We start from the raw sequence: 12,119 nt of genomic DNA on the forward strand, positions 1-12,119 counted from the left end.
GCAGGACAAGTGAAAAGATCTGCAAGGGCTGTTAAGCGCCTCTACCACGTCAACAGGACGGAGACCGTGCGGGTATGACCGCGTTCCTGCAGCAACTCCCCGCCCTTCTCGGGGTCGTCGTCGGAGCCCTCGGCTCGTATGTCGCGGTCGTACGCAGTGACCGGGCACGGTTCCGGCGCGAGCGGGCGGCCCGCTGGGAGGAGCGTCGGCTGTCGGTGTACGCCGAGTACGCGCGGACGTTGAAGGCGTCCGTGAATCTGGCGTACCGGGTCGCCGCGCACCTCGGCAACGACCCGCATCCGCATCCGATGCCTCCGCGGGAGGCCGAGCCGCTGCTGGCCCGGGCCACCGACAGGCGGGACCCGGCCGGGGAGGCGCTGATCATGCTGGGCAGCCGGGACGCGGTGGAGCGGGCCCGCGTGTGGGTGGGCGTGGTGATGGACATGGAGCGGTTCCTGCGGGCCGGGACGCACGACCCGCAGGCCTGGCAGGCGCTGCTGGAGCGGCAGCGCGCCGGCCGCGAGGGCTACTACACGGCCGTACGCGAGGATCTGGAGCTGCCGCCGGGGCACTCGGCGCGCTGGCCGACGCCCCCCGTGCCCCCGGCGTGAGTGCTCACCGGTAGCCGGTGGTGTCCGCCGCCTTCCCCGGGTCCTGCACCTCGACCATGTAGCGCCAGGCGTCCGGGCGGCTGCCGTCGAGGTCGGTGAAGCCGTACACCGGCGCCAGACCACCGCTGGACAGGGACCGCCCGTTGAAGCGGGCCACGTCGGGGTCGGCGGCCAGGGCGGCCACCGCCCGGCCGACGTAACGGGGCGTCTCCGAGATGGCGAAGTGGGGGACGCGGTCGAGGGCGTCGCGCCAGTTGTCCTCGCGTACGCCGAACTGTTCGAGCATCAGCTCCGACCGCAGCCAGCCGGGGGTGAGCGCGACGGCGGTGGCGCCGCGCGGGCCGATCTCGTGGCCGAGGGCGAAGGCCATGCGCAGGACGGATGTCTTGGCGAGATCGTAGAAGAAGTTCACCCGGTAGGTATCGCGGTTGTACTCGGTGGTGCCGTCGGTCATCTCGACGACCAGTCCGCCGGGCCGGCGCAGCAGCAGCGGCAGGGCGTGGTGGCTGGTGATCGCGTGGGTCTCGACGGCGAGGCGGAGGAGGCGCAGCCCGTTGTCCAGGTCGTGCTCCCAGACGGGGGTGTCCCACTCGAAGAGGTGCTCGGCGCCCCAGATGTCGTTGACCAGGACGTCGAGACGGCCCTGCTCGTCCGCGACGCGGTCGACGAGGGCGCGGACCTGGGCCGGGTCGAGGTGGTCGGTGGGCACGGCGATCCCTTGGCCGCCCGCCTCGGTGACCAGGTCGGCGGTGTCCTCGATCGTCTCGGGGCGGTCGTACTCGGAGCGCCGGGCGCGGGTGGTGCGTCCCGTCACGTAGACGGTGGCGCCGGCCGCCCCCAGTTCCACGGCGATACCGCGTCCCGCGCCCCGTGTCGCCCCGGCGACCAGGGCCACCTTGCCTTCCAGCGGACCGGACATGTCCGACCTCCTGCGTGTGTTCGTCGGTGTCGTCATCGAGGATCGACGGCGTGGACGAGCATCGCGCGGAAGCCGGACACCTTCTGTCGCCTTTTGCCCGCCGGGTCACCCGGTCGGGCGCGGACTGCCGGTTCCCGCTCAGTGGCCCCGGGCGATCCACTCGTCCAGGTGGGGCGCCTCCGCACCGATGGTCGTGGGGTCGCCGTGCCCGGTCAGCACCTTCGTCTCGGGCGGCAGGGCGAGCAGCCGGTCCCGGATGGAGGTGATGATCGTCGGGAAGTGGGAGTAGGAGCGGCCGGTGGCGCCCGGTCCGCCCTGGAAGAGGGTGTCGCCGGTGAAGAGCACACCGAGCCCGGGGTCGTGGAGGCAGACCGCGCCGGGCGCGTGCCCGGGGGTGTGCAGCACGGTCAGGTCGGTGCCGGCCGCCTCGATGACCTGGCCGTCGGCCAGGTGGGCGTCGGGCTCGCGGTCCGGGTGGGTGAGCTTCCACAGCGGCAGGTCGTCGGGGTGCAGCCAGATCGTGGCGCCGGTCGCGTCGGCCAGGGCCGGCGCGGCGGAGACGTGGTCGTTGTGGGCGTGGGTGCACACGATGGCCGTCAGTCGGCGGCCACCCACGGCGGCCAGGATGGCATCCGCGTCGTGCGCGGCGTCGATGACGATCGCCTCGTGGTCGTCGCCGACGATCCACACGTTGTTGTCGACGTCCCAGGTGCCGCCGTCGAGGCTGAACTGGCCCGATGTGACGAGGCGTTCGATGCGCGCGGCCATCACAGCACCACCACCGAGCGCAGCACGTCGCCGCCGTGCATCCGCTCGAACGCCTTCTCCACCTCGTCGAGTCGGATGGTCTCGCTCACGAACGCCCCCAGGTCCAGGCGGCCCTGCAGGTGCAGGTCGATCAGCACCGGGAAGTCACGGGAGGGCAGACAGTCGCCGTACCAGGACGACTTCAGGGCACCGCCGCGCCCGAAGACGTCCAGCAGCGGCAGTTCGAGCTTCATCTCCGGGGTGGGGACGCCTACGAGCACGACCGTGCCGGCGAGGTCGCGGGCGTAGAAGGCCTGCTTGTAGGTCTCCGGGCGGCCGACCGCCTCGATCACGACGTCGGCGCCGAACCCGCCGGTCAGCTCGCGGATCGCCTCGACCGGGTCGGTCTCCTTGGAGTTGACCGTGTGGGTGGCTCCCATGGTGCGGGCCTTCGCCAGCTTCCGGTCGTCGATGTCGACGGCGATGATCTTCGCCGCGCCCGCCAGGTTCGCCCCGGCCACCGCCGCGTCCCCGACGCCGCCGCAGCCGATGACGGCGACCGTGTCACCACGGCCGACGTTGCCCGTGTTGATCGCCGCCCCGATCCCGGCCATCACACCGCAGCCCAGCAGCCCGGCCACCGCGGCCGACACCGACGCGTCGACCTTCGTGCACTGCCCGGCCGCCACCAGCGTCTTCTCCGCGAACGCCCCGATGCCCAGCGCCGGGGACAGCTCGGTGCCGTCGGTCAGGGTCATCCGCTGCTTCGCGTTGTGCGTGTCGAAGCAGTACCACGGCCTGCCGCGCAGACAGGCCCGGCACTGACCGCACACCGCACGCCAGTTCAGGATGACGAAGTCGCCGGGCGCCACGTCCGTGACGCCCTCGCCGACCGCCTCCACGACGCCCGCCGCCTCGTGGCCGAGCAGGAAGGGGAACTCGTCGTTGATCCCGCCCTGCTTGTAGTGCAGGTCGGTGTGGCAGACCCCACAGGCCTGCACCTGCACCACGGCCTCACCGGGACCGGGGTCGGGGATCACGATCGTCTCCACCCGTACCGGCTCGTTCTTCCCCGGCGCGATCACTCCGCGCACTTCCTGTGGCATGGTGCTGCCCCTTTCTTCGGCGGTCGTCCGTCCCGCTGCCGACCCTACGCGTGACTGATCGGTAAGGGCACGGGCGGCGGGGCCGACGGCCGCCCTGATCACGCCCTTCCCGGCCGCACCGCACGGCGGCCGACGTAGCCTTCAGGCCTGCGACCCGACCTCCCGAGGAGCCCCGTGACCCACGCAGAGACCGCCGACGGCCGACCCCCTTGGCGGCTGTTGCTCGACTACGTACGGCCACACCGCTGGGCCCTGCTGGCGGGTGCGGCACTGTCGCTCGTCACCGGCGCCACCGGGCTGCTGCTGCCCCTGGTGGCAAGGAAGTTGATCGACGACCTGGGTCACGACCGTTCGATATCCGGCGCGTTGTTCGCGCTGACCGCTCTGGTGGTCGCCAACTCGGCGGTGGGCGCGCTGGGTTCGTACGTGCTGCGGCGCACCGCCGAGTCGGTGGTGCTCGGTGCGCGGCGGGCGCTGTCCTCGTATCTGCTGCGGCTGCGGATCACCGCCGTCGACCGGAGCGAGCCCGGCGATCTCATGGCCCGGATCACCTCCGACACGACACTGCTGCGCGAGGTCACCACCGACTCGCTGGTGGGCCTCGGCACCGGCGGGCTCACCCTGGCCGCCACGGTCGTGATGATGGGGCTGGTGGACCCGGTGCTGCTGGGGGTCACGCTGGCCGTGATCCTCTGTGCGGGAACGGTCCTGGGCGTGATCGTGCCGCGGATCAACCGGGCGAGCCGTCGGGCGCAGGACGCGGTCGGAGTGATGGGCGCCTCGCTGGAGCGGGTCCTCGGCGCGCTGCGCACGGTGAAGGCGTCGGGCGCCGAGCACCGCGAGGAGGCGACACTGCACGCGGCGGCGGAGGAGTCCTGGCGGCAGAGCGTGCGCGCCGCCAAGTGGCAGGCGGCCGCGGGCAACACGGCCGGCCTGGCGATGCAGACGGCCTTCATCACCGTCCTCGCGGTGGGCGGGGCGCGGGTCGCGACGGGCGCGATCCAGATCGGCACACTGGTGGCGTTCCTGCTGTACGTCTTCTATCTGATGTCGCCGATCCAGCAACTCGTCGGCGCCATCACCCAGTACCAGACGGGTTCGGCGGCCCTGAGCCGCATCCAGGAGGCCCTGCGGCTGCCCGCCGAGCCGGCGTCCCGGCCCGAGCCGCTGCCCTCGCCCGCCGCCGAACCGGCCTCGCTGGGCTTCGCCGACGTCCGGTTCCGGTACGCCGACGACCTTCCGTACGTCCACCACGGGGTGACGTTCACCGTGCCGGCCCGGGGCATGACGGCCTTCGTGGGACCGTCGGGTGCGGGCAAGACCACGGTGTTCTCGCTCATCGAGCGGTTCTACGACCCCGAGTCCGGCGCCGTCACCCTCGACGGCCGCGATGTGGCGGACTGGGAGCTGTCCCGACTCCGTTCCGCCATCGGCTATGTCGAGCAGGACGCCCCCGTGCTGTCGGGCTCGCTGCGCGACAATCTGCTGCTGGGGAACGCGTCGGCGGACGACGACGCCGTGCGGGGCGTGCTGAAGACGACCCGCCTGGAGGACCTCGTCGAACGGCTGCCGCAGGGGCTGGACACGCTGGTCGGACATCGCGGGACGAAGCTGTCCGGCGGCGAGCGGCAGCGGGTGGCCATCGCCCGCGCGCTGCTGCGCCGCCCGAGGCTCCTCCTGCTCGACGAGGCGACCTCCCAACTGGACGCGGTCAACGAGGCGGCGCTGCGCGACACCGTCGCCGACGTCGCCCGGACCACCACGGTCCTCGTCGTCGCGCACCGGTTGTCGACCGTGACGATGGCCGACCGGATCGTCGTCATGGACGCGGGCCGGGTCCGTGCGGTGGGTACGCACCGTGAGCTGGTGGCGGGCGACCCGCTCTACGCGGAGCTGGCGGCCACCCAGTTCCTCGCGACGGTCGAGTGACGAGAGCGACCGCCGGGCGGAACGCGTGTGGGGGCCGCCCGGTCGTCCGGACGGCCCCCGCGGGGAGGGACGGGTCGCTCAGGCCTGGATCCCCGGCAGCAGGCCGGTGACGGGGGCGACGAGGTCGGTGACCTGGTGCAGCTCGCTCAGCCTGTCGAGCTGAGTCACCTTGTTGAGCTCGCCCAGCTGCCCGGAGACCGGCGGCAGTTCGGCCCGGTGGTCGGCGGGGATCTGGGCAGCGACGAGCGAGTCCAGCACCGTCATCGGGTTGAGTCGGCCGGTGGTCGGGGCGTCGGCCGCGTTCGCCATGGGCGCCGCGAGGCCCGTGACCCCTGCGGCGAGAACGGCGAGAGCGGCGATGCGTCGAGTGGAGATCATGCCCTCAGCAACGCCACGGGCGCCCTCGCGGACACGGGTGGGCGCCGACGCTCACCCGACAGGCGGAGGCGACCGCCTGCGCTTGCCGAGCCCGGCCTGCCGGAGGAGCCTCGAAGGTGAGGGTCGGGCGGCCCGACCTCCCCTCGGCCGCGGCCCTCGGAGGAGGTCACCATGGGCACCGCGGCAGGCTCCGCCTTCGACACCGAGACCCTGCGCAGAGGCATAGAAGGACAGACCGCGTCGACATTGTTGTCGCTCTACGCCGATGACGCGGAAATTCATGTCATCGACCACAACACCCAGCCGAGCCGGCCGAAGGTGCTGCACGGCCGGGACGAGATCGGCCGGATGCTCGACGACGTCTACAGCCGGGACATGACCCACAAGCTGGAGGAGTGCATCGTCCAGGGCGACCGCGCCGCCTTCAGCGAGTCCTGCCGGTACACGGACGGCGTGCGCGTCCTCGCCGAGTCGATGATCACGTTGCGGGACGGCAAGATCGTCGAGCAGACGATGATCCAGGCATGGGACGAGTAGGGAGGAAGACCCCAGGGGTCCAGGTCGCCTCCAGGCTGACCTGGACCTTCTCGGTGCACGTGCGGGCGGGCCGGTCTCGTCCGGCCCGGTCTGCGCTGCCGGTGCCGGTTGCCGGGGCGGGGCGGCGAGTGTCCGTCGCTCTGCTGCGGACAGCGCTGCGAACGGTGCGGTCCGGCCCGCGTCCTGCGCCGCCGCGTGCCGTTCGGACGCGGTGCGGCCGGCGTCGGTGACGCCGTACGCGCGCCGTCCGTCGGCGCTCTCACGGGTGCGGACGGGGCGTTTCCCGGCGGAGCGGACGCGACCGGTCCGCCGCGGCCGGGCCGCTCTCAGGCCGGCGCCGCAGCACTTCCCGTGCCGGCCGGGGTGTCCTCGGCGGCGATACGCCCGAGGCGCCGTACCACCGCGGTCAGCCTCGCCAGCGCCACCGCCGTACCGGCGCAGACGGGAACGGCGGGCCAGTACGCGAGGACGTGTCCGAAGGCCGCGTACACGAGGAGGCCGAGCAGCGCCGCCATGCCGACGGCCGATCCGAGCGCGCAGGGCCCGAAGCGGTCGTCGCGGGTCGGCCGGACCCTGGCGGCCCGGGCGGCCAGGAGGGCGACGGCGGACACGGCGAGGGAGATCAGATAGGCCGTGGTCAAGGGGGTCAGCACGATCAGCGTCACGTCCAGCGCCCCGAAGTGCCAGCCGGGCCACACGTCCTGGCCGTCGATCTCCACGACCCGCCCGTGCCACAGGCCGACCATGACCCGCTCGCCCTCCCGGAGGTCCTGCCCGACCTGGTCCTCGACCTTGTCGACCCTTTTCTGTCCCTCGCCCAGGTCGAGGCGGACGGTGTACTCGGTGTGGGAGAAGTACCCGCCGCTGCCGCCGTCCTGACCGCCGCCCGAGCGACCGGACACCGTGTGCGAGGTCAGCTCCGTGACGCTCGCCACCACCGTGTGCAGGGATCCGTCCGACCGGGCGAGCGCCACGGCCGTCTCCTGGTAGGTCCGTCCGGCGAGCAGCAGGATCAGAACGGCCATGACGAGGCGGAACACCGCGCGCCGGACGCGCCCGCCCCTGGTCCTGACCGGCTCGGCCTCGCTGGTGTCCGACATGGTCCCCCCTGGTCCCGCGCGTCGACTGGTCCGGCACGTCGACAGACACGGGGAAAGGGCCGGCCGGTTCCCCGCCACCAGCCCTCGGCCGCGTTTGCTCCGGGTGGCGGGGACCCGACCCGTGGGTCGGACCCCCTCCCGGACGGTCAAGCCCCGCCCGGGAGGGTCGGGCCCGGCCCGGGAGGGTCAGGCCCGGCCCGGGAGGGTCAGGCCCGGCCCGGGAGGGTCAGGTCAGCGTCCACTTCTGGTTGTCGGCGGTGCCGCAGGTCCAGAGCACGATCGGGGTGCGGTTGGCCGTCCCCGCCCCGTTGGCGTCGAGGCAGAGCCCCGCGTTGACGTTGGTGATCGTGCCGTCGCTGTTGACGTTCCACTTCTGGTTGTTCTGGCCGTTGCAGTCCCAGACGACGACCTTCGTGCCGTTGGTGGTGCCGAGGTTGTAGGCGTCCAGGCACTTGTTCCCGTACACCACGAGTTCCTTGCGGGAGGTGTACGTCCAGGCCTGGTTGGAGCCGCCGTTGCAGTCCCACAGCTCGGCCTGGGTGCCGTTGGTGATGGTGCTGTTGTACAGGTCCAGGCAGCGGCCCGACTGCTTGCCGACCACGAGGGCGCCGTTCGCGCCGGCGAGGGGCTTGACCGTGATGTCGGCGAGGGCCGGGGCGCCCGTGAAGGCGAGCGTGTTGGACGAGCCCTTCGACAGGGCCACCTGGACGGTGATCGTGCCCTGCGTGGAACCCGTCGGCGGGAACGAGACCGTCGTCGCGGTCTGGCCGTTGACCTTCAGCGTCGCGGTACGGGCGGTGGCCGCGGTGTTGGTGTAGGCGACGTCGACGACCTTCAGGCCGGTGTTCCCGGCGACCACGCCGGAGAAGCTCGACGTGCCGGTGTAGGTGCTGCCCGACGCCTCGGTGCCGCCGGTGACGGTCAGCATGACCGAACCGCCCGCCGGGACGCTCGCCGTGTAGCTCGTGGAGTACGAGCCGACGTCGGCGCGGGCCCACAGGTCACGGACGGTGGCGGAGGCGTTGGTCAGACCCAGGTCGGACCAGCGCACGGTGATGTTCTGGGCGGAGGAGGTGCGGTTGAGCAGGACGACGGCACGCTTGCCGCTCCCGGCGAGGACCTTGCCGTAGACCTGCGCCCCGGAGGTGTCCTCGGCGACCTTGACGCCCTGGAGGCCGCGCGCGTCCTGGTCGACGGCGATGACCTCGGGGTTCTTGAGGATGTTCGCCGTCTCCGTGGTCATCGTGGTCAGGTCGTTGCCGGCGAGCAGCGGGGCGCCGGAGACCGCCCACAGGTTCATGTGGGTGCGGTTCTGGGCGGCGGTGAAGCCGGTCATGCCGACCATCAGCATGTCCGGGTCGTTGTAGTAGCCGGTGTGCTGGGCGGTGGGGTGCAGGCCCTGGTCGAAGTTGGACAGCAGGTTCGTCATCGACGGGTTGTTGCCGTAGTAGATGATGTCGGTGCTGGTCCGGAACATCGGGGCGAGGCCGGGGGCCCAGTTCCAGGTGTTCTGGTAGCCCCAGTTGCAGATGGAGAGGGTCAGCGGACGGCCGGTGGCGGCCGTCGCCTTCGTGACGGCGCCGCTGATCGCGGTGTACGCCGTCGCCGCGTCGAGGCCCTCGGCGTCACCGCCGCACCAGTCGACCTTCACGAAGTCGAAGCCCCACTGCGAGAACTTGAGCATGTCCTGGTCGTAGTGGCCCTCGCTGCCGCTGCCCGGGGCGGCGGGGCGGCCGGTCGGGAAGTAGTAGCCGCAGCCGTCCTTGCCGGCGTCCGTGTAGATCCCGGCCTTGAGACCCTTGCTGTGGATGTAGTCGGCGATGGCGCTCATGCCGCCGGGCCACTCGGACTCGTCGACGGTGATGTCGCCCGCGCTGTCGCGGGTGCCCTGCCACCAGCCCTCGTCGATGTTGATGTACTTGTACCCGGCCGCCGGCAGGCCCGCCGCGACGAACGCGTCGACCTGCTGCTTGATGACGCTGTAGTCGATCTTCGCGGCGAAGCTGTTCCAGGAGGCCCAGCCCATCGGGGCGGTGGGCACGGCGATCTGGCGCGAGGTCGCGGCCTGGGCCGTGCCGGGCTGGGCGAACAGCAGGGCCGCGGTCACCGTCAGCAGCAGGGCGAGCACCCGTGCGACGGCGGATCTGCGGCGTCCGACGGGATGTGCGGAGTGTGGGGGAAACATACGGCGGCTCCAGCTTCGAAATATCGAACAAGGGTCGGCGAACCGAACGCGTTGCGCGCCGAAAGTAGAGCCGCCGGAGGGTGAAGTCAACGGCTGCGACAGAAGTGATGTGACCGCTCTCAAAAGATGAACTGGCCGCTTTCCCGGGGTCGTTCACCCCGCTCCGGGTTCCGCGCCGCCATACTGTCCGTCGTGCGAGTGGCGATCATGACAGTGGGATCCCGGGGTGACGTGGCCCCCTTCACAGGCCTGGGCCATGGACTCGTGCGCGCGGGACACCAGGTCACCCTGGTCACCCACGCGCGGTTCGCGCCGCTGGTGGCGGGCTCGGGGGTGGACTTCCACGCGCTGCCGGTGGATCCGCGGGCGGAGCTGGAGTCCGAGCGGGGCCGAGGGCTGCACCGCAGCACCACCGGACCGGGCAAGCTGCTGCGGGTGGCCCGGATGGCGCGGTCCCTGGTGGGGCGGATGACCGACGACCTGCTGACCGCCGCCCGTGCGAGCGACGTCCTGCTGCTGTCCGCCTCGGTCGCGCCGCTGGGGCACACCATCGCCGAGGGGCTGTCCCTGCCGAGCCTCGGCCTCTACCTCCAACCCGTCTCCCCCACCAGGGAGTTCGCGCCGCCTCTGCTGGGCGGCGGCTCATGGGGAGCGGTCGGCAACCGGCTGGCCGGGCACGGTGTCGGGATGGCCGTGGAGCAGATCTTCGCGCCGGTCGTGCCGACGCTGCGGGCCCGGCTGGGGCTGCCCGCCGTGCGCCGTCCCGGCACCGGTCTGCGTGGCCGGCACCGGCACGGCTGGCCGGTCCTGCACGGCTTCAGCCCGCTGGTGGTGCCCCGCCCCCGCGACTGGCGGGCGGAGCTGGACGTCACCGGGTACTGGTGGCCGTACGACCGCGAGACCCGACTCCCCTCCGCCCTGCGCGAGTTCCTCGACGCGGGACCGCCGCCGGTCTTCGTCGGCCTGGGCAGCGCGACCGTGCCCGACCCGCGGAGGCTGAGCTCCGAGATCGTCCGCGCCCTGCGGCGGGCGGGGCTGCGCGGGGTGATCCAGCGCGGCTGGGCGGGCCTCGCGGCCGACGGCGAGGACATGCTGACCGTCGACGACGTTCCGCACGCGCTGCTCTTCCCGGAGACGGCCGCGGTGGTCCACCACTGCGGGGCGGGCACGACGGCGGCGGGCGTACGGGCCGGGGTCCCGGCCGTCCCGGTACCGATCCAGTTCGACGAGACGTTCTGGGCCGACCGCCTGGTCGGCCTCGGCGTGGCGCCGAGGTCCGTGCCGCTGCGCCGGCTCACCGCCGACACCCTGGCCGAGGCGCTCCGGCGGGCCACCCGGGACCCCGGGCACCGCGAGCGGGCACGGGCGCTGGGGGCGCGGGTGCGCGAGGAGGACGGCGTGGGCCAGGTGGTGGAGGCCGTGCGCCGACTGTCTCGCGACGGGCCCGGCAGGCACGGCCGGGACATGTCCGCAAAGTAGCGCCGGGCTGCCCGGAGGGCAGGGCTCGCGGTGTCATGGGGGTGCCCCCGCGCGAGCGCGGCCGGGGACGCCCCTCCGGGTGGTGCGTGCCGGGCGTCGCGAACCGGGCGGGACTTCACGGAGACGGCCCATAGCGGCCCGTCCGGCCGGTCGAGCAGCAGAAAGGCGGCGGCGAGCGGGGCGACGGAACCCCCGCTCGGGCGCAACCGTACGGGGTGGGAGTCGGCAGCGGGCGGCCACGCTCGGCCGGGGTGACAGGGTCCCGTTCGAGCGCAGCCGTTCACGGAGGGAGTCGGCAGCCGCCGGCCACGCGGCACACGTGCGGCCGCGCCCCCGCGCCCCCGCGCCCCCGCGCCCCCGCGCCTACGACGTGACCGGGCGGACTGGTCCTTGAGCGCCCTCGGGTACCCATCCGGCCGGCCGCAGGATGCCCAGCAGTTGCCGCACCAGTTCGTCGACCACCTCGTCCAGAGTGGCGTCCACCCACCCCGAGCTCCAGTCGTGGAGGAGGCCGTTGACGCTGCCGATGAAGGCCGTCGCCGCGAGGCGGTAGTCACGGGGTGCCGCCTCGCCGCGGGCGGCGGCCGCCGTCGCCTCGGCGCAGATCAGGTCGACCCAGCGGGCACGGCGGGCCAGCCGCTGCTCCTCCAGCCGGGGGCTGACCCCGACGATCTCCACGAAGGTGACCCGGATGCGGCGTGGGTCGGCGGTCACATTGGCCGCGTAGGCACGGAAGATCGCGGTGACCCGCTCGACGAGCTGCACGTCCCCCGCGGCGGCGAAGGCGGCCAGGACGGCCTCCTCGGCCCAGTCGTTGACCTGGAGGTGCAGCGCCGCCAGGACGTCCTCGAGGGTGCGGAACTCCTCGTAGAACTGGCGGGTCGACAGACCGGCCGCCTCGCTGAGCGACGCGACCGTGGTGCCGCGGTAGCCGGGGACGTCCCCGAACAGTTGCAACGCCGCCGCCAGGAATCTTCCGCGCCGCTCGGCCTGCCGCTGTTCGGCGGTCTTGCCACCGTAGCGGCCGGTCGGCGCCCTGAGCCTGCCCGCCACTGACCCTCCCTCGTCGTTCTGTGCTCCCCCGCCGCCAAGTTTGTCGTGTACGGGGTCTTGTGGCGAAGGGCACCC

General features: G+C 72.6%; 11 protein-coding genes. 4 read left to right on the forward strand and 7 right to left on the reverse strand.

What is annotated here, in order from left to right; genetic code table 11:
- Window positions 1–74 precede the first annotated feature (74 nt).
- Window positions 75–611 carry a hypothetical protein gene (locus ACIPFH_RS13935; RefSeq protein ID WP_401826082.1) on the forward strand — a complete coding sequence of 179 codons (537 nt, stop codon included), beginning with the start codon at window positions 75–77 and terminating at the stop codon, window positions 609–611.
- A gap of 4 nt (window positions 612–615) precedes the next feature.
- On the opposite strand, the gene ACIPFH_RS13940 is transcribed toward ACIPFH_RS13935, so the two are convergent.
- From ACIPFH_RS13940 to ACIPFH_RS13950, 3 genes are all read right to left on the reverse strand, one after another.
- Window positions 616–1,530, reverse strand: coding sequence for an SDR family oxidoreductase (locus tag ACIPFH_RS13940; protein ID WP_401826084.1), 915 nt, complete (start codon window positions 1,528–1,530; stop codon window positions 616–618).
- A gap of 138 nt (window positions 1,531–1,668) precedes the next feature.
- A complete protein-coding gene (locus ACIPFH_RS13945) occupies window positions 1,669–2,298 on the reverse strand; it encodes an MBL fold metallo-hydrolase (protein ID WP_401826086.1) in 630 nt (209 codons plus the stop codon).
- Window positions 2,298–3,383, reverse strand: coding sequence for an S-(hydroxymethyl)mycothiol dehydrogenase (locus tag ACIPFH_RS13950; protein ID WP_401826088.1), 1,086 nt, complete (start codon window positions 3,381–3,383; stop codon window positions 2,298–2,300). The genes ACIPFH_RS13945 and ACIPFH_RS13950 overlap by 1 nt, the downstream gene beginning before the upstream one ends.
- A gap of 174 nt (window positions 3,384–3,557) precedes the next feature.
- Here ACIPFH_RS13950 and ACIPFH_RS13955 point away from each other — a divergent pair, with 174 nt between their 5' ends.
- Window positions 3,558–5,312: an ABC transporter ATP-binding protein gene (locus ACIPFH_RS13955; protein WP_401826091.1), complete on the forward strand. Its 1,755-nt coding sequence runs from the start codon at window positions 3,558–3,560 to the stop codon at window positions 5,310–5,312.
- A 78-nt stretch (window positions 5,313–5,390) separates the two neighbouring features.
- Here ACIPFH_RS13955 and ACIPFH_RS13960 read toward each other — a convergent pair whose 3' ends face one another.
- Entirely contained in the window at window positions 5,391–5,690 is a 300-nt protein-coding gene (locus ACIPFH_RS13960; protein WP_401826094.1) for a hypothetical protein, read from the reverse strand.
- 171 nt (window positions 5,691–5,861) lie between these two features.
- On the opposite strand from ACIPFH_RS13960, the gene ACIPFH_RS13965 reads away from it, so the two are divergent.
- Window positions 5,862–6,227 carry a nuclear transport factor 2 family protein gene (locus tag ACIPFH_RS13965; RefSeq protein WP_356260300.1) on the forward strand — a complete coding sequence of 122 codons (366 nt, stop codon included), beginning with the start codon at window positions 5,862–5,864 and terminating at the stop codon, window positions 6,225–6,227.
- A gap of 326 nt (window positions 6,228–6,553) precedes the next feature.
- On the opposite strand, the gene ACIPFH_RS13970 is transcribed toward ACIPFH_RS13965, so the two are convergent.
- Entirely contained in the window at window positions 6,554–7,327 is a 774-nt protein-coding gene (locus tag ACIPFH_RS13970; RefSeq protein ID WP_401826096.1) for a hypothetical protein, read from the reverse strand.
- Window positions 7,328–7,553: 226 nt separating this feature from the next.
- Window positions 7,554–9,512 (reverse strand): ricin-type beta-trefoil lectin domain protein, encoded by a 1,959-nt coding sequence (locus tag ACIPFH_RS13975; RefSeq protein ID WP_401826099.1) that lies wholly within the window; start codon window positions 9,510–9,512, stop codon window positions 7,554–7,556.
- Window positions 9,513–9,719: 207 nt separating this feature from the next.
- Between ACIPFH_RS13975 and ACIPFH_RS13980 the strand changes: the two genes are divergently transcribed.
- The gene (locus tag ACIPFH_RS13980; RefSeq protein ID WP_401826102.1) at window positions 9,720–10,991 is read left to right on the forward strand and encodes a glycosyltransferase; all 1,272 of its coding nucleotides are present in this window, start codon (window positions 9,720–9,722) and stop codon (window positions 10,989–10,991) included.
- 363 nt (window positions 10,992–11,354) lie between these two features.
- On the opposite strand, the gene ACIPFH_RS13985 is transcribed toward ACIPFH_RS13980, so the two are convergent.
- Window positions 11,355–12,044, reverse strand: coding sequence for a TetR/AcrR family transcriptional regulator (locus tag ACIPFH_RS13985; RefSeq protein WP_401826103.1), 690 nt, complete (start codon window positions 12,042–12,044; stop codon window positions 11,355–11,357).
- Window positions 12,045–12,119: the final 75 nt, after the last annotated feature.

The sequence above is a fragment of the Streptomyces sp. NPDC088157 genome (assembly GCF_044741545.1).
Lineage (GTDB): Bacteria > Actinomycetota > Actinomycetes > Streptomycetales > Streptomycetaceae > Streptomyces.